The sequence below is a fragment of the Pseudomonas sp. PS01270 genome (assembly GCF_029959775.1).
GTDB classification, from domain to species: domain Bacteria; phylum Pseudomonadota; class Gammaproteobacteria; order Pseudomonadales; family Pseudomonadaceae; genus Aquipseudomonas; species Aquipseudomonas atacamensis.
Map to the genome: position 1 here is coordinate 1 of NZ_JASCPT010000115.1, position 16,644 is coordinate 16,644.

Consider the following 16,644-nt stretch of genomic DNA (forward strand, 5'->3'; position numbering starts at 1 on the left):
ATGCAAATGTTGAATGATCGACCGCTTTCGCGAGCAGGCTCGCTCCCACATTGGCAATCGTGTCTGGCTGTCAGGCCAGGGGCGGCAACGCACCGAGCTTGCCCTTGTGATAAATCATCGGCGTCACCGGTTGCTCGGGCAGGATCAGGTTCTTCACTGCGCCGACAATGATCGCGTGATCGCCGCCGTCGTATTCACGCCACAACTCGCACTCGATGATCGCCGTGGCCTTGGCCAGAATCGGGTTGCCCAGATCGCTCAGGTGCCATTCGATGCCCTTGGCCTTTTCCTTGCCCTTGCCGGCGAACGCGTAGGCTTCGGCGGTCTGCTCGGCAGAGAGCAAATGGATAGCGAATTTCTTGCTGTCGCGCAGCACCGGGTAGGTGTCGGACGCATAGTTGGGGCAGAACAGCACCAGCGCCGGGTCGATCGACAGCGCGCTGAACGCGCTGGCGGTGATGCCGACGATGCCGCCGTCCGGGTCGAGGGTGGTGACCACCGTGACGCCGGACGGAAACGAGCTCATGACGTCTTTGTAAATGCCGGGTTCGATCATTTCGCAGGACTCCTAGCGCATCACAAACGGATCAGGCATTGGCGCCTGGGAGAGGTTGATCCACACCGTTTTCAGTTCGGTGTAGGCCAGCACCGAATCGATGCCGCTTTCGCGTCCATAGCCACTGTTCTTGAAGCCGCCGATCGGCGCCATCGCCGACACCGCGCGGTAAGTGTTGACCCAGATGATCCCCGAGCGCACATCCCGCGCCAGACGATGGGCACGACCCAGGTCACGGGTCCAGATGCCGGCAGCGAGGCCGAACTGTGAGTCATTGGCGATCGCCAGCGCTTCGGCTTCGTCTTTGAAACGAATCACCGAGGCGACCGGGCCGAAGACTTCTTCCTGCATGATCTTCATCGAATTGCGGTCGCACTCGAACAGCGTCGGCTCGTAGAACCAGCCTTCACCGAGATCCGCCGGACGCTTGCCGCCGGTGCGCAAACGCGCGCCTTCGGCGATCGCATCGGCGACCAGACCTTCGACCACCGCCAGTTGCTGCGCGGTGGCCATCGGACCCATTTCACTGTTGTCTTCCTGCGGGTTGCCGATGCGGATGCGCTGGGCGCGCTCGACCAGACGATTGACGAATTCGTCGTAGATTTCGTCCTGCACCAGCAAGCGCGAACCGGATACGCAACTCTGCCCGGACGCGGCGTAGATGCCGGCAATCGCACCGTTAATTGCACTGTCCAGATCGGCGTCGGCGAAGATGATATTCGGCGACTTGCCGCCCAGCTCCAGCGACAGCTTGGCGAAGTTCTCGGCGCTGCTGCGCACCACATGCCGTGCCGTGGCCGCGCCGCCGGTGAAGGCGATCTTGCGGATCAGCGGATGGCGGGTGAGGGCGGCGCCGGTGCTCGGGCCGTAACCGGTGACGACGTTGACCACGCCCGGCGGAATCCCGGCTTCGAGGGCCAGGCGTGCCAGCTCGAGAATGGTCGCCGAGGCGTGCTCGGACGGCTTGATCACAATCGTGTTGCCGGCGGCGAGGGCCGGGGCCAGTTTGATCGCGGTCAGGTACAGCGGGCTGTTCCATGGAATGATCGCGGCGACCACACCCATGGCTTCGTGCACGGTGTAGGCAAACAGGTCAGGCTTGTCCAGCGGCAGGGTGCCGCCTTCCAGTTTGTCAGCCAGGCCTGCGGTGTAGTGGAAGAACTCCGGCAGGTAGCTGACCTGGCCACGGGTTTCGCGGATCAGCTTGCCGTTGTCGCGGCTTTCCAGCTGCGCCAGGTGTTCCTTGTTTTCTGCGATCAGATCACCGAGGCGGCGCAGCAGTTTGCCGCGCGCAGTGGCGGTCAGGCCGCGCCAGGCCGGGCTGTTAAAAGCAGTTTGCGCTGCTTGCACGGCGCGTTCGACGTCCGCTTCATCGGCGTCGGGCAGTTCCGCCCAGGCTTGCGCGGAGGCCGGGTTGAGGCTTTCGAAGGTCTTGCCGGAGAGGGCGTCGACCCAGTCTCCGCCGATGCACATCTGGAAGCGTGCGAGTGTCATGCAACGATCCCCTTTATATGGTTTTGTCGGGAGTGTGCGAATTGGAGAAATTCCAGCAGCATCTGGTTGACCAGACGCGGCGACTCTACCGGCATCATATGCCGTTGCTCGGGCAGCACGGCAACCTTCGCGCCGGGGATGCGTCGGGCCAGTTGCTCGGCCATTTCCGGGGTCGAACCGGGGTCGAGTTCGCCGGTGGCGATCAGCGTCGGTGCCTGAATGCTGCTCAGGTCGTCGGCGCGGTACATGTCCTGGGTGGCAAACAATTCGTAGGTGGTCAGGTAGCCCTGCGGATCGTTGTTGGCCAAGGTCTGGCGCAACGCGGCGATCTGCGCCGGGTTGGCCGCCTGATATTCACGGCTGAACCAGCGCGACAACGCCGCTTCGGCATTGGCGTCCGGGCCGTGTTCGGCAGCCTGTGCAGTGCGGGCAATCACGCCGGCACGCTGTTCTTCGCTGCGGTTGAACACGCTGTTCAGCACCACCAGGCTTTGCAGGCGCTCCGGGTAATGCAGGGCGAAGGCCCGCGCGACCAGGCCGCCCATGGAGAAACCGATCACCGCTGCCTGGGGCAGATTGAGGTGATCGAGCAGCTCGAGCAACTGATCGGCGTAACCGAGCAGGTCGGTGCCGCTGGCCGGGCGCGGGCTGGCGCCGTGGCCGAGCATGTCGTAGGCGATCACCTGGTACTGGCTGGCGAGGCCGACAATCTGCCCGCCCCACATTTCTTTGTTCAGGCCCACGCCGTGGATCAAGACCACGGGCTGGCCTTGGCCGGTCGCCAGGTAACTGGTGCCAGCCGGGGTGAGTTCAGCGGTGAGCCGAATCATGGAGCGCTCCTGCAATGCCTTTTTATTGTGATTACTGGGCTTGTTCGGCAGCCAGTTCTTCCAGATCGATGTAGCGGTTGCCGATGCGCGGGTGCAAGCGGCCACCGTCGGCGCAACCGAGCACGACGACGATTTCGTCAGCACGCGGCGCGTCTTCGATCTGCATTTCCAGGGTGATGTAGTGCGAACGCAGGCCTTCGTCGTCCTTGTGCATCATCGGGATCTGAATTGAAGTGCCCGGGCCGCCGCGCTTGTTGGTAAAGCTCAGGTAGCTCTTGGCTTTTACCGCTTCGCGATAGTGGTTACCGAAGCGCAGGGTGTGGATCACCGCCGACGCGTGCTCGATCTCGCCATCAGCGCCGACGACCGCCGCTTTGCCGTAGGCCTCGATCTTCTCGGCACCGCCGATGATCCCGACCAAGCGTTCGACCATCATTGCGCCGAGGTCGGAGCAGTTGGCGCGGATCTGCGGCTTGAGGTCTTCGACAAAACCGTTGCCCACCCACGGGTTCTTCATCACCACGGCGAGGCCGACCATGGTCACCGGCTTGTCAGTAGCCTTGCCGCCTTCGATGAAGGTTTCTTCGACATAGCTGACGATCTTGCGAATTTCGAAACTCATGAGCTGCTCCGTTGGGGGATTGAGAGTGTCTGTGCGTCTGATGGTATACCATAATACCGATCCTGCAAGTCCCTCTGATGAGATTTGCCTCATCACCCCGGCGAATGGTCATGTATTCAAATCCCCAAGCTACCGCCAACCCCTGTGGGAGCGAGCTTGCTCGCGAAGAGGCCCCTCCAGTCGACATCTTCATTGCCAGACCCGGCGCTTTCGCGAGCAAGCTCGCTCCCACAGGGGAATTCCTCGGTTACAGAGAGCCGCTTTCGGTTAACAAAAGATAACGCGGCGCCGATTGTCAGACATTTGCAAAGCCCGATAGGATGAGCCAGCTTCCGAAGGGGCTCTGGATTGCGGGTTTCAGGACTATGCTTCTGATCTGCCACTAGCCGAGCACTCTTGCGGCGCCCTTGAAGGCCCGATGGCCCAACAATAATAAATAGGGGAAGGTCTATGAGTCGTTGCCGCCCGCCGGCGTTACGCAACACCGCGTTGCTGGCCACAGCACTCTCGCTGCTGGGCTTCGCCACGTTATCGGCACCTGTGATTGCCGCCGAGGCCCCGGCTGACGTGGTCTATGCCACCGAATCGGCCAAGGCCGCAAAAAGCCTGATTCTTGATGTCGTCCACGCTGGCGCGCGTCTGGTCGCGGTCGGCGATCGCGGGCACATCGTCTATTCTGATGACCAGGGCAAAACCTGGACCCAGGCCAAGGTGCCGACCCGGCAACTGCTCACTGCCGTGTATTTCGTCGATGACAAAAACGGCTGGGCCGTGGGCCACGACGCACAAATTCTCGCCAGCGCAGACGGCGGTCTGACCTGGACCAAACAATTCGAAGACCTCGCACGCGAATCGCCGCTGCTCGACGTCTGGTTCAAGGACGCCAGCAGCGGCTTTGCCGTGGGCGCCTACGGCACGCTGCTGGAAACCACCGACGGCGGCAAAAACTGGGAAGACGTCAGCGATCGCCTCGACAACGAAGACCAGTTCCACCTCAACGCCATCGCCGCCGTGAAAGACGCCGGGCTGTTCATCGTCGGCGAGTCCGGCAGCATGTTCCGCTCCGCCGATAACGGCCAGACCTGGGAAAAGCTTGAAGGCCCGTACGAAGGTTCGCTGTTCGGCGTGATCGGCACGGCGCAGCCGCAGACCCTGCTGGCGTACGGCTTGCGCGGCAATCTTTATCGCTCCACTGATTTCGGCAGCAACTGGGAGCAGGTCGAACTCAAAGCCGCACGCGGTGCGCTGGAGTTCGGCCTGTCCGGCGGCACGCTGCTGGAAGACGGCTCGATCGTCATCGTCGGCAACGGCGGCTCGGTGATCAGCAGCAGCGACAACGGCGAAACCTTCAGCGTGTTCAACCGCCCGGATCGCATTTCGCTGTCGTCGGTCACCGCCGCCGGCAACGGCAACCTGATTCTGACCGGGCAGGGTGGCTTGCACATCACCCAGCCAAACGGTGCCGAGACCAATAACAAGAAGGCGGGGCTATGACTTCCTTGATCACTCCTCAGCAGGAAAAGGCGACGGTTCTCGAGCGCCTGATCTTCAACAACCGTCCGGCCGTGATCCTGATCTGCCTGGTGGTGAGCATTTTCCTGTTCTGGCAGGCCACGCTGATTCGGCCGTCGACCAGTTTTGAAAAAATGATCCCGCTGCAGCATCCCTTCATCGAAAAGATGATGGAGCACCGCAACGATCTGGCGAACCTCGGCAACACCGTGCGTATTTCGGTGGAAGCCACCGACGGCGACATCTTCTCCAAGGAGTACATGGAGACCCTGCGCCAGATCAACGACGAAGTGTTCTACATTTCCGGCGTCGACCGTTCCGGCCTCAAATCGCTGTGGAGCCCGAGCGTACGCTGGACCGAAGTGACCGAAGAGGGTTTCGCCGGCGGCGAAGTGATTCCGCAGAGCTACAACGGCTCGCAGGACAGCCTCGATATGCTGCGCAACAACGTGCTCAAGTCCGGCCAGGTCGGGCGTCTGGTGGCCAACGACTTCAAGTCGAGCATCGTCGACATCCCGCTGCTCGAGGCCTATCCGGACCCGCAGGATCAGGGCAAGTTGCTGGCGCTGGACTATCGCCAGTTCTCCCATGAACTCGAAGACAAGATCCGCAACAAGTTCGAAGCGCAGAACCCCAACATCAAGATCCACATCGTTGGATTCGCCAAGAAGGTCGGCGACCTGATCGACGGTCTGGTGATGGTGGTGCTGTTCTTCGGTGTCGCCTTCGTCATCACCCTGATACTGCTGCTGTGGTTCACCAACTGCCTGCGCAGCACCATCGCGGTGTTGAGCACGACGCTGGTGGCGGTGGTCTGGCAGCTCGGGTTGATGCACTTCTTCGGCTTCGGGCTCGACCCGTATTCGATGCTGGTGCCGTTCCTGATTTTCGCCATCGGCATTTCCCACGGCGTGCAGAAGATCAACGGTATCGCCCTGCAATCCAGTGAGGCCGATAACGCCCTGACCGCTGCACGGCGCACCTTCCGCCAGTTGTTCCTGCCGGGGATGATCGCGATTCTGGCCGATGCGGTGGGCTTCATCACTCTGCTGATCATCGACATCGGCGTGATCCGTGAACTGGCTATCGGTGCGTCCATCGGCGTTGCGGTGATCGTGTTCACCAACCTGATCCTGCTGCCGGTGGCGATTTCCTATGTCGGCATCAGCAAGCGCGCGATTGCCAAGAGCAAGAAGGACGCCAACCGTGAACACCCGTTCTGGCGCCTGCTGTCGAACTTCGCCAGCCCGAAAGTCGCACCGATTTCGGTAGCCTTGGCCCTGATCGCTTTCGGTGGCGGCCTCTGGTACAGCCAGAACCTGAAGATCGGCGACCTCGACCAAGGCGCGCCGGAACTGCGTCCGGACTCGCGCTACAACAAAGACAACAACTTCATCATCAGCAACTACTCGACCAGCTCCGACGTGCTGGTGGTGATGGTCAAGACCAAGGCCGAAGGCTGCTCGCGCTACGAAGCCATGGCGCCGATCGATCAACTGATGTGGAAGATGCAGAACACCGAGGGCGTGCAGTCGGCGATCTCGCTGGTGACCGTGTCCAAGCAGATGATCAAGGGCATGAACGAGGGCAACCTGAAATGGGAAACCCTGTCGCGCAACCCGGACGTACTGAACAACTCGATCGCCCGCGCCGATGGCCTGTACAACAACAGCTGCTCGCTGGCGCCAGTGCTGGTGTTCCTCAACGACCACAAGGCCGAAACCCTCGATCGTGCGGTCAACGCGGTGCAGGAGTTCGCCAAGGAAAACAACAAGGACGGCCTGGAATTCATCCTCGCTGCCGGTAACGCCGGGATCGAAGCGGCCACCAACGAAGTCATCAAACAGGCCGAGCTGACCATCCTGATTCTGGTGTACATCTGCGTGGCAGTGATGTGCATGATCACCTTCCGCTCGTGGGCGGCGACGCTGTGCATCGTCCTGCCGCTGGTGCTCACCTCGGTACTCGGCAACGCGCTGATGGCGTTCATGGGCATCGGCGTGAAGGTTGCGACGCTGCCGGTGGTGGCGTTGGGCGTGGGGATTGGCGTGGATTACGGCATCTACATCTACAGCCGCCTGGAAAGTTTCCTGCGTGCCGGGCTGCCGTTGCAGGAAGCCTATTACCAGACGCTGAAGTCGACCGGTAAAGCGGTGCTGTTCACCGGCCTGTGCCTGGCGATCGGCGTGTGCACCTGGATCTTCTCGGCGATCAAGTTCCAGGCCGACATGGGCCTGATGCTGACCTTCATGCTGCTGTGGAACATGTTCGGTGCGCTGTGGCTGCTGCCAGCGCTGGCGAAGTTCCTGATCAAGCCTGAGAAGCTGGCGGGGCAGAAGGGCAATTCGCTGTTTGCCCATTGATCTGAAGGCCTGAAACGACAAAGCCGCAACCTTGAGGGGTTGCGGCTTTTTTTGTGAATCAAGATCAAGAGCCCCTCACCCTAGCCCTCTCCCGGAGGGAGAGGGGACTGACCGAGGGGTGCGGCTAGATATATCGACCTGAAATACCGAGTCGGTTATGGATTCACAGCAGAACGTTCAAGTCGGCGTAAATCTCAAATATTCCCCAATCGGTCCCCTCTACCTCTGGGAGAGGGCTAGGGTGAGGGCAAGCGGTCTCAAGCCCTAAGAAAGCTCAGCACCCAGCACCACACTCAACGCACTACGCGCATCATCCAGCTGCACCAACGTCGCATGCCGGGCACCCAGGGCATCGCGGTTCTCGATGGCGGTCAGAATCGCCTTGTGCCTGGGCAACGCCAGTTCATGCAGATTCGGCCGCTGATTGGAATGCTTCAACGCCTCGGCAATCGCTACCGCCAACATGTTGCACAGGTTCGCCAGCAAGTCGTTGTGCGTCGCATCGGCGATGCGGCTGTGGAAGTCCAGGTCCGGCTGCAACAGCGCTTCCGGGGTCGGCGCGGCTTCCATGCGTTGGTAGGCTTCGTTGATCGCGGCGATGTCGGCATCAGTCGCATGCTGAGCGGCGAGGGCGGCCGCTGCCGGTTCGATGATGCTGCGCACGCTGGTCAGCACGTTGAAGAATTCATTTTGCGGGCTGCTTTGCATCAGCCAGTGCAGCACGTCCGGGTCGAGCATGTGCCATTCGCGGCGAGCCTTGACCACGGTGCCGACGCGCGGTTTGGAATACACCAGACCCTTGGCCACCAGCACCCGCGTCGCTTCGCGCAATACCGGGCGACTGACCGCGTACTCCTCGCACAGCAGGGCTTCGGCGGGCAGTTTGTCGTCGGGCAAAAAGCGTCCGGAGACGATCTGCATGCCCAGTTCCTGGACGATGCGCGAGTGCATGCTTTTACGGTCGGAAGGTTTGCGGTAATCCATGGGGAGTGGCGCGATCCTGAGCGATGGAGATGCCGCGCATCATAGCAGGCACGGCACAATCTTGAGGTAGGCAATGATCGTTCCCACGCTCTGCGTGGGAATGCCTCAAGGGACGCTCCGCGTTCCAGCTCTGAAAGGGACGCGGAGCGTGTCCCGGGCTGCATTCCCACGCGGAGCGTGGGAACGATCAGTGGGGTGTCAATGAGAGTGGCGGGGGACTTCAGCGCCTCGGCAGCCAACCAGGAAGTCAAAGTCGCAACCCTGATCCGCCTGCAGCACGTGGTCGATGTACAGCTGACGATAACCGCCCACCAGCAACTGTTGCGGTGCTTGCAGATCGGCCATTCGCGCGGCCAGTTCAGCATCCGGAATGTCCAGATGCAGACGGCCGCTGGCGCAATCGAGTTCGATCCAGTCGCCTTCCTTTACTGCCGCCAAAGGCCCGCCGGCTGCGGCTTCCGGGGCGACGTGCAAAACCACCGTGCCGTACGCGGTGCCGCTCATGCGTGCATCGGAAATGCGCACCATGTCGGTCACGCCTTCTGCCAACAGTTTGGCCGGCAGGCCCATGTTGCCGACTTCAGCCATGCCCGGATAACCCTTCGGCCCGCAGTTTTTCATCACCAGAATCGAATCCTTATCGACGTCCAGCTCCGGATCGTTGATCCGCGCCTTGTACATGTCGAAGTTCTCGAACACCACCGCACGTCCGCGATGCTGCATCAGTTCAGCGCTAGCGGCGGACGGCTTGAGCACCGCGCCCAACGGCGCCAGATTGCCGCGCAACACACAGATGCCACCGTCAGCGCGAATCGGATTGTCGAGGGTGCGGATCACTTGGTCTTCGCCATAGATCGGCGCGTCCTTGGTGTTCTCGCCGATGGACTTGCCGTTGACGGTCAGTGCGTTCGGGTTGGGGATCAGATTGGCTTCACCGAGGCGACGCAGTACCGCTGGCAAACCGCCGGCGTAGTAGAACTCTTCCATCAGGAAACGCCCGGACGGTTGCAGGTCGACGATGGTCGGCATGCCGCGACCGATGCGGGTCCAGTCGTCCAGGTCGAGCTCGACGCCGATGCGCCCGGCGATGGCTTTCAAGTGGATCACGGCGTTGGTCGAACCGCCGATGGCAGCGTTGACACGAATAGCGTTTTCGAAGGCTTCCTTGGTGAGGATCTTCGACAGTTTCAGGTCTTCACGCACCATCTCCACCGCACGCATGCCGGACATGTGCGCCAGCACATAACGGCGCGCATCTACGGCCGGAATCGCCGCGTTGTGCGGCAGCGAAGTGCCCAGCGCTTCAGCCATGCACGCCATGGTCGACGCGGTGCCCATGGTGTTGCAGGTGCCCGCCGAACGCGACATGCCGCCCTCGGCTGCGAGGAAGTCATCGATGGTGATGGTGCCGGCCTTGACCTGTTCGCTGAGCTGCCAGACCACGGTGCCGGAACCGATGTCCTTGCCTTTGTGCTTGCCGTTGAGCATCGGCCCGCCGGTGACGACGATGGCCGGCACGTCGCAACTGGCCGCGCCCATCAGCAGTGCTGGAGTGGTTTTGTCGCAACCGGTGAGCAGCACCACGCCGTCGATCGGGTTGCCGCGAATCGCTTCTTCAACGTCCATGCTCGCCAGGTTGCGGGTGAGCATGGCGGTCGGGCGCAGGTTCGATTCGCCATTGGAGAACACCGGGAATTCCACCGGAAAACCACCGGCCTCGATCACCCCGCGTTTGACGTGCTCCGCGATCTGGCGGAAGTGCGCGTTGCACGGAGTCAGTTCCGACCAGGTATTGCAGATGCCGATGATCGGCTTGCCGTGGAACTGATGGTCGGCGATGCCCTGATTCTTCATCCAGCTGCGGTACATGAAGCCGTTCTTGTCGGCCGTGCCAAACCATTGGGCGGAGCGCAGGGTGGGTTTCTTATCAGACATGATCGATTCTCTTATTGTAAGACTATTGTTTGCGAGCTGACGCTTAATCTAAGCTCAAAATCCGCGCTTTGGAAGAGTTGTTGGGTAATTAGTATTACTATATAGTCGTTTTCGACGGAGGGATGGCCCTGGCTTTTTTGGCGAGAGGCGTCCCCCGAGGTTCTATAAAAACAACAATCGGAGACCGATCTCATGAGCCAGGAATTGCGGCTTGTCCGGCGCATCACACTGAAACTGATTCCCTTCCTGATCCTGCTGTACCTGATCGCCTATGTGGATCGCTCCGCCGTCGGCTTCGCCAAGCTGCACATGGGCGCCGACATCGGCATCGGCGATGCGGCCTATGGCCTCGGTGCCGGGCTGTTCTTCATTGGTTACTTCCTTCTCGAGATTCCCAGCAACCTGATGCTCGAACGCTTCGGCGCGCGGCGCTGGTTCGCGCGGATCATGATCACCTGGGGCGCGATCACCATCGGCATGGCCTTCGTGCAAGGGCCGCACAGCTTCTATGTGATGCGCTTTCTGCTCGGCGCGGCCGAGGCGGGCTTCTTCCCCGGCGTGCTGTACTACATCACCCAATGGTTCCCGGTGCGCCATCGCGGCAAGATCCTCGGCCTGTTCATCCTCTCGCAACCCATCGCGATGATGATCACCGGTCCCGTGTCCGGTGGCTTGCTGGGCATGGACGGCATCCTTGGTCTGCATGGCTGGCAGTGGCTGTTCATCGTCATCGGCACGCCGGCGATCCTGCTGACCTGGCCGGTCCTGCGCTGGCTGCCGGACGGCCCGCAGCAAGTGAAGTGGATGGATCAGGCGGAAAAAGACTGGCTGACCGGCGAGCTGAAAAAGGACTTGCAGGAGTACGGCCAGACCCGTCACGGCAACCCTCTGCATGCGTTGAAAGACAAACGCGTGTTGCTGCTGGCGCTGTTCTATCTGCCGGTGACCCTGAGCATTTATGGTCTGGGCCTGTGGCTGCCGACGTTGATCAAACAGTTCGGCGGCAGCGATCTGGTCACCGGGTTCGTTTCTTCGGTGCCATACATTTTCGGGATCATCGGCCTGCTGATCATTCCGCGCAGCTCCGACCGCTTGAATGATCGCTACGGCCACTTGGCGGTGCTCTATGTACTCGGTGCGCTGGGCCTGTTCCTCAGTGCCTGGCTGTCGCTGCCGGTGGCGCAACTGGCGGCGCTGTGTCTGGTGGCGTTTGCGTTGTTCTCGTGCACCGCCGTGTTCTGGACCTTGCCCGGTCGCTTCTTTGCTGGCGCGAGTGCTGCGGCGGGGATTGCCTTGATCAACTCGGTGGGCAACCTCGGCGGTTACATCGGGCCGTTCGTGATCGGCGCTTTGAAGGAATACACCGGCAATCTGGCGTCCGGACTGTACTTCCTCTCGGGCGTGATGGTGTTCGGGCTGATTCTGACCGGCATCGTTTATCGCGTGCTGGAACGCAAACACGTGTTGCCCGTCGACCAGTTCGCCGCCAGCGCCCGTGGCGCGACCCGAACCTGACACCTATGGATCAATTACCCCCCCTGTGGGAGCTGGCTTGCCAGCGATGATGGCGGCACATCCAACATTGACGTGTCAGACAGGTTGCTATCGCTGGCAAGCCAGCTCCCACAGGGTTTTGCGGTGTTTCGGAATTTTGGATAAAGGAGAGGACATATGCATCTGGTTCAATTCGAATTACCCAACGGCGAGCGCCGTGTCGGCGTGGTCGACAACGGTCAGGTCCGCGAAGTCGAGGACGCCCGCAGTGTCCGTGATCTGGCCCTGGCCGCAATCGAGGCCGGCAGCTCCCTTGAGCAGCAAGTGCAAAGCCTCGGCCTCGGTGCCAGCCACGACTACGCGCAGTTGCTCAAAGACCTGCGCATCCTGCCGCCACTCGATCACCCGGACCCGGCACACATGCTGGTCAGCGGTACTGGTCTGACCCATCTGGGCAGTGCTTCGGCGCGCGACAAGATGCACCAGCAGGCCGGCGATGAAGCGGCGATGACCGACACCATGCGCATTTTCAAATGGGGCGTGGAGGGCGGTAAACCAGCGGCGGGGCAGGCCGGTGTGCAACCGGAGTGGTTCTACAAGGGCGACGGCAGCATTGTCGTGCGTCCGGGGCAGCCGTTCCCGCTGCCGCCGTTCGCCGAAGACGCCGGCGAAGAGCCGGAGATGGCCGGCCTGTATGTCATCGGCAACGATGGCAAGCCGTATCGCCTCGGTTTCGCGGTGGGCAACGAGTTCTCCGACCACGTCATGGAGCGCAAGAATTACCTGTACCTGGCGCACTCGAAATTGCGCAGTTGCAGTTATGGCCCGGAACTTCGTACCGGTGAATTGCCTCAACACCTTGCCGGCACCAGCCGAATCCTGCGTGACGGCGAAGTGCTCTGGCAGAACGAGTTCCTCAGTGGCGAGGCCAACATGTGCCACAGCCTGGCGAACCTCGAGTACCACCACTTCAAATACAGGCAGTTCCTGCGTCCGGGCGACGTGCACATTCATTTTTTCGGCACCGCGACCCTGTCGTTTGCCGACGGCATCCGCACCCAGCCGGGCGACACGTTCGAGATCAGCCAGGCCGACTTCGGCGCACCGCTGGTCAACGGTATCGCACCGGTTCAGGCGGCTTTTGAACCGGACAGCATCGGCACCCTTTAAGGAGATCCCATGACTCAGATTCTCGGTCACAACTACATCGGCGGTCAGCGCAGCGCCGCCGGCAGCGTCAAACTGCACTCGGTCGACGCCAGCACGGGCGATGCCTTGCCGCATGATTTCATTCAGGCCACGGCCGAAGAGGTCGATGCCGCCGCCAAGGCCGCCGCTGCGGCTTACCCGACCTATCGCAGCCTCAGCGCCGAACGTCGCGCGCAGTTCCTCGACGCAGTCGCCGATGAACTCGATGCGCTTGGCGACGACTTCGTTGCCGTGGTCTGCCGCGAAACCGCGCTGCCGGCCGGACGCATTCAGGGCGAGCGCGGTCGCACCAGCGGGCAGATGCGTCTGTTCGCCAAAGTCCTGCGTCGTGGTGATTTTTACGGCGCACGGATCGATCAGGCATTGCCGGATCGCCAGCCGCTGCCACGTCCGGATCTGCGTCAGTACCGCATCGGCCTCGGCCCGGTCGCCGTGTTTGGTGCCAGCAACTTCCCGCTGGCGTTCTCCACTGCCGGTGGCGATACCGCAGCAGCACTGGCCGCCGGTTGCCCGGTGGTGTTCAAGGCGCACAGCGGCCACATGGCCACGGCTGAACTGGTCGCCGACGCGATTATTCGTGCGGCGGAAAAAACCGGCATGCCTGCCGGCGTGTTCAACATGATCTACGGTGGCGGCGTCGGTGAATGGCTGGTCAAGCATCCGGCGATTCAGGCCGTTGGTTTCACCGGTTCGCTGAAGGGCGGTCGCGCCTTGTGCGACATGGCTGCCGCACGTCCGCAACCGATCCCGGTGTTCGCCGAGATGTCGAGCATCAACCCGGTGATCGTTTTGCCGCAAGCACTGTCCACACGTCCGGAAACCGTCGCGCGCGACCTCACCGCTTCGGTGGTTCAGGGGTGCGGTCAGTTCTGCACCAACCCGGGTCTGGTCATCGGTATTCGCTCGCCGCAGTTCAGCGCGTTTGTCCAACAAGTCGCCGCTGCAATCGGTGATCAACCGGCGCAAACCATGCTCAACGCCGGCACCCTCGGCAGCTATGGCAAAGGCCTGGAAAAACTCCTGGCGCACAGCGGCATCGAGCATCTGGCCGGTAATCCGCAGCAGGGCAATCAGGCGCAGCCGCAGTTGTTCAAGGCCGATGTCAGCCTGTTGATCAACGGCGATGAAGTGCTGCAGGAAGAAGTGTTCGGCCCGACCACAGTAATCGTCGAAGTGGCCGATCAGGCACAACTGAGCGCGGCGCTGCACGGCCTGCACGGTCAATTGACCGCGACAATCATCGGCGAGCCGTCTGACTTCGAGCAATTCGCCGAGCTGACGCCGCTGCTGGAACAAAAGGTCGGGCGCATCCTGCTCAACGGTTATCCCACCGGTGTCGAAGTGTGCGATTCGATGGTGCATGGCGGCCCGTACCCGGCGACGTCCGATGCGCGCGGCACTTCGGTGGGCACGCTGGCGATCGATCGCTTCCTGCGCCCGGTGTGCTTCCAGAACTACCCAGACAGCTTGCTGCCCGAACCGCTGAAAAACGCCAACCCGCTGCGGATTCAGCGTTTGGTGGATGGCAAGCCATCGCGTGAGGCGATCTAGCCAACACCGCGATTTTTTGTGTTGATCGTTCCCACGCTCTGCGTGGGAATGCAGCCCGGGACGCTCTGCGTCCCACTGGAACGCGGAGCGTCCCTTGAGGCATTCCCACGCGGAGCGTGGGAACGATCAAGGTTCCAGCAGGGGCCTCTGGATCACATTGGGCTATCATTGGCCCTTTCCCCCTAGAAAGACTGTTTGCCATGACTGCCCAAACCCTTCTCAACGCCCTCGAACATTGCGGTATGGTCGAAATCGATGGCCTGCACGCCTTCGAATTCGCCCTCGACGAGGACGATAACCTGCACATCGAATGCATCGATGGCCGTGAAGCCAAGCACTGGCAATTCACCCCGGCGCAGGTTGCGGCTGCGACGTTCGATGAGACGCTGCAGAGCTGGCTGATCGTCGGTTACGCCAGCGACACCAAGACCACGGGCGAGCATCGTCTGGTGTGCGTCGGCGACGTAGTCAGCAGCAGCGACGATGAGGATGACAATAATGAAGATGCGTAATTTCTGGCCTTTGCTGATGGCCGGCAGCGTCGGCGCGATGGGACTTTCCAGCGCCAGCGCCGACACCTTGCAGTTGCTGGTCGGCTCGTACACCGCCGGTTCCAGCCAGGGCATCTACCGCATGCAGTTCGACAGTGCCACCGGCCAGATCGACGCCAAGCCGCTGCAAGTGGTCAAGACCGAAAACCCTTCGTGGCTGACCCTCTCGAAAGACCAGAAACGCCTGTTCGTGGTCAACGAAAACGGCCCGGGCCAGACTGACCCGGTCGGCCGCGTCAGCAGCTTCGCCATCGACCCGAACACCCATGCGCTGAGCCTGATCAATCAAGTGCAGAGCCTCGGTAACGAGCCGACCCATTCCAGCCTCAGCGCCGATGCCAGACACCTGTTCGTCAGCAACTACTCAGTGATGGAAGATCCGGGCGGTACCCTGGCGGTATTGCCGGTCGATGCCGACGGCCAGCTGAAACCGGTGGTGCAGATGAGCGGCCACCCGGCCAGCCGGGTCAACCCTGAGCGTCAGGCCTCGAATCACGTGCACTCGACGGTGTCGTCGCCGGACGGGCGCTATGTGTTCTCCAATGATTTGGGCGCGGACAAGGTTTTCATCTATCAATACGACCCGAAGGCCAACCCGCACTTGCCGCTAACCCCGGCGAAAACCGCCTCGGTAGCCTTGCCGGCCGGTAGTGGCCCGCGTCATCTGCTGTTCAGCGCTGATGGCAAACACGCTTGGCTGACCATGGAGATGAGCGCGCAGGTTGCGGTGTTCGACTACAACGACGGCGTGCTGACCCAGACGCAACTGGTCGATCTCGCGGCGGGCCAGCCAACCTCGGACAAGGCCGGCGCGGCGCTGCATGCCTCGGCTGACGGCAAGTTTCTCTACGTGAGCAATCGCGGCACGGCCAATCAGCTCGTAGTGTTCAGCATTGATCCTGCGACCGGTCAGCTCAAAGAGCTGCAAAAGCGCTCGGTCGAGGGTGATCACCCGCGCGAGTTTGCTCTCGATCCGAGCGGTAAATTCGTCTTGATCGCCAACCAGAAGAGCAACCAGATTGTCGTCGTCGAGCGCGATGCCAAGACCGGTCTGCTGGGCAAAACCGTGCAAAAACTGCCGATCGACGCGCCAAGCGATCTGAAATTCCTGGTGCGACAATAAGCCACAGGCCCCGGTCTACGGGGCCTGCATCGTTGTATTAATTGCACTGATATCGGCTAATGCTACAAAAGATTTCAAGGAGGCAACCCTCGAGCGTTACGTTTGTTTCACAGCCCGACCGGGCAAACCAAGCAAACGAACACGAGGGTTACCGCCATGAACTTCAATCTCTTCTCCGTCATCGCCGCTTCCGCCATTTCTGCCACGGTGGTATTGCCAGCCGGTGCCAACGTCGAAATCGCCAGCAAAAAATCCCACACCCAGAGCTACACCCAGAAATACCTGCAACAAAGCGCCAACTTCTACGCCGCGCTGGATCACAAAACCCAAGCCTGAAATTGCCATCTCCTTGTTGGAGCTGCCGAAGGCTGCGATCTTGATCGCAGCCTTCGGCAGCTCCAACGCGCGCGCGTAACATGA

14 protein-coding genes are annotated in these 16,644 nt (G+C 61.3%); 8 read left to right on the plus strand and 6 right to left on the minus strand.

The features are described from left to right. Window positions 1–70: 70 nt before the first annotated feature. Genes QMX86_RS22825 through QMX86_RS22840 form a run of 4 tightly spaced genes read right to left on the minus strand, consistent with a single transcriptional unit; the run spans window position 71 to window position 3,502 of the window. Window positions 71–556 carry a flavin reductase family protein gene (locus QMX86_RS22825; RefSeq protein WP_110645645.1) on the minus strand — a complete coding sequence of 162 codons (486 nt, stop codon included), beginning with the start codon at window positions 554–556 and terminating at the stop codon, window positions 71–73. 12 nt (window positions 557–568) lie between these two features. Next, the gene (locus tag QMX86_RS22830; RefSeq protein WP_282387690.1) at window positions 569–2,050 is read right to left on the minus strand and encodes an aldehyde dehydrogenase; all 1,482 of its coding nucleotides are present in this window, start codon (window positions 2,048–2,050) and stop codon (window positions 569–571) included. After that, the gene (locus QMX86_RS22835) at window positions 2,047–2,880 is read right to left on the minus strand and encodes an alpha/beta fold hydrolase (protein WP_116658480.1); all 834 of its coding nucleotides are present in this window, start codon (window positions 2,878–2,880) and stop codon (window positions 2,047–2,049) included. The genes QMX86_RS22830 and QMX86_RS22835 overlap by 4 nt, the downstream gene beginning before the upstream one ends. A gap of 31 nt (window positions 2,881–2,911) precedes the next feature. Next, window positions 2,912–3,502 carry an amino acid synthesis family protein gene (locus QMX86_RS22840; RefSeq protein WP_073471126.1) on the minus strand — a complete coding sequence of 197 codons (591 nt, stop codon included), beginning with the start codon at window positions 3,500–3,502 and terminating at the stop codon, window positions 2,912–2,914. A gap of 450 nt (window positions 3,503–3,952) precedes the next feature. On the opposite strand from QMX86_RS22840, the gene QMX86_RS22845 reads away from it, so the two are divergent. Then, window positions 3,953–4,996, plus strand: a complete 1,044-nt coding sequence (locus QMX86_RS22845; protein ID WP_151553102.1) for a YCF48-related protein — start codon at window positions 3,953–3,955, stop codon at window positions 4,994–4,996. After that, window positions 4,993–7,377, plus strand: coding sequence for an RND family transporter (locus QMX86_RS22850; protein WP_282386454.1), 2,385 nt, complete (start codon window positions 4,993–4,995; stop codon window positions 7,375–7,377). The genes QMX86_RS22845 and QMX86_RS22850 overlap by 4 nt, the downstream gene beginning before the upstream one ends. 264 nt (window positions 7,378–7,641) lie before the next feature. Here QMX86_RS22850 and QMX86_RS22855 read toward each other — a convergent pair whose 3' ends face one another. Next, the gene (locus QMX86_RS22855; RefSeq protein WP_024013185.1) at window positions 7,642–8,361 is read right to left on the minus strand and encodes a FadR/GntR family transcriptional regulator; all 720 of its coding nucleotides are present in this window, start codon (window positions 8,359–8,361) and stop codon (window positions 7,642–7,644) included. Between the two features lie 198 nt (window positions 8,362–8,559). Continuing rightward, entirely contained in the window at window positions 8,560–10,296 is a 1,737-nt protein-coding gene (locus QMX86_RS22860) for an IlvD/Edd family dehydratase (RefSeq protein WP_071172698.1), read from the minus strand. 192 nt (window positions 10,297–10,488) lie between these two features. On the opposite strand from QMX86_RS22860, the gene QMX86_RS22865 reads away from it, so the two are divergent. The 6 genes from QMX86_RS22865 (at window position 10,489) to QMX86_RS22890 (ending at window position 16,560) form a co-directional block, all read left to right on the plus strand. Then, window positions 10,489–11,811, plus strand: coding sequence for an MFS transporter (locus QMX86_RS22865; RefSeq protein ID WP_024013183.1), 1,323 nt, complete (start codon window positions 10,489–10,491; stop codon window positions 11,809–11,811). 156 nt (window positions 11,812–11,967) lie between these two features. After that, window positions 11,968–12,960, plus strand: a complete 993-nt coding sequence (gene araD1 / locus QMX86_RS22870; RefSeq protein WP_071172696.1) for an AraD1 family protein — start codon at window positions 11,968–11,970, stop codon at window positions 12,958–12,960. Between the two features lie 9 nt (window positions 12,961–12,969). Next, the gene (locus QMX86_RS22875) at window positions 12,970–14,550 is read left to right on the plus strand and encodes an aldehyde dehydrogenase (NADP(+)) (RefSeq protein WP_282386448.1); all 1,581 of its coding nucleotides are present in this window, start codon (window positions 12,970–12,972) and stop codon (window positions 14,548–14,550) included. A gap of 200 nt (window positions 14,551–14,750) precedes the next feature. Then, the gene (locus QMX86_RS22880) at window positions 14,751–15,062 is read left to right on the plus strand and encodes a DUF5629 family protein (protein ID WP_282386445.1); all 312 of its coding nucleotides are present in this window, start codon (window positions 14,751–14,753) and stop codon (window positions 15,060–15,062) included. Continuing rightward, window positions 15,049–16,224: a lactonase family protein gene (locus QMX86_RS22885; protein WP_282386443.1), complete on the plus strand. Its 1,176-nt coding sequence runs from the start codon at window positions 15,049–15,051 to the stop codon at window positions 16,222–16,224. The genes QMX86_RS22880 and QMX86_RS22885 overlap by 14 nt, the downstream gene beginning before the upstream one ends. Window positions 16,225–16,380: 156 nt before the next feature. Beyond that, entirely contained in the window at window positions 16,381–16,560 is a 180-nt protein-coding gene (locus tag QMX86_RS22890; RefSeq protein ID WP_016775003.1) for a hypothetical protein, read from the plus strand. Window positions 16,561–16,644 lie beyond the last annotated feature (84 nt).

Excerpts from the sequence above, each read along its gene's own strand:
- QMX86_RS22885 (WP_282386443.1), top strand. The coding sequence starts at position 15,049 with ATGAAGATGCGTAATTTCTGGCCTTTGCTGATGGCCGGCAGCGTCGGC.
- araD1 (WP_071172696.1), top strand. The coding sequence starts at position 11,968 with ATGCATCTGGTTCAATTCGAATTACCCAACGGCGAGCGCCGTGTCGGC.
- QMX86_RS22855 (WP_024013185.1), bottom strand. The coding sequence starts at position 8,361 with ATGGATTACCGCAAACCTTCCGACCGTAAAAGCATGCACTCGCGCATC.
- QMX86_RS22880 (WP_282386445.1), top strand. The coding sequence starts at position 14,751 with ATGACTGCCCAAACCCTTCTCAACGCCCTCGAACATTGCGGTATGGTC.
- QMX86_RS22850 (WP_282386454.1), top strand. The coding sequence starts at position 4,993 with ATGACTTCCTTGATCACTCCTCAGCAGGAAAAGGCGACGGTTCTCGAG.
- QMX86_RS22830 (WP_282387690.1), bottom strand. The coding sequence starts at position 2,050 with ATGACACTCGCACGCTTCCAGATGTGCATCGGCGGAGACTGGGTCGAC.
- QMX86_RS22875 (WP_282386448.1), top strand. The coding sequence starts at position 12,970 with ATGACTCAGATTCTCGGTCACAACTACATCGGCGGTCAGCGCAGCGCC.
- QMX86_RS22840 (WP_073471126.1), bottom strand. The coding sequence starts at position 3,502 with ATGAGTTTCGAAATTCGCAAGATCGTCAGCTATGTCGAAGAAACCTTC.
- QMX86_RS22890 (WP_016775003.1), top strand. The coding sequence starts at position 16,381 with ATGAACTTCAATCTCTTCTCCGTCATCGCCGCTTCCGCCATTTCTGCC.
- QMX86_RS22825 (WP_110645645.1), bottom strand. The coding sequence starts at position 556 with ATGATCGAACCCGGCATTTACAAAGACGTCATGAGCTCGTTTCCGTCC.
- QMX86_RS22860 (WP_071172698.1), bottom strand. The coding sequence starts at position 10,296 with ATGTCTGATAAGAAACCCACCCTGCGCTCCGCCCAATGGTTTGGCACG.
- QMX86_RS22865 (WP_024013183.1), top strand. The coding sequence starts at position 10,489 with ATGAGCCAGGAATTGCGGCTTGTCCGGCGCATCACACTGAAACTGATT.
- QMX86_RS22845 (WP_151553102.1), top strand. The coding sequence starts at position 3,953 with ATGAGTCGTTGCCGCCCGCCGGCGTTACGCAACACCGCGTTGCTGGCC.
- QMX86_RS22835 (WP_116658480.1), bottom strand. The coding sequence starts at position 2,880 with ATGATTCGGCTCACCGCTGAACTCACCCCGGCTGGCACCAGTTACCTG.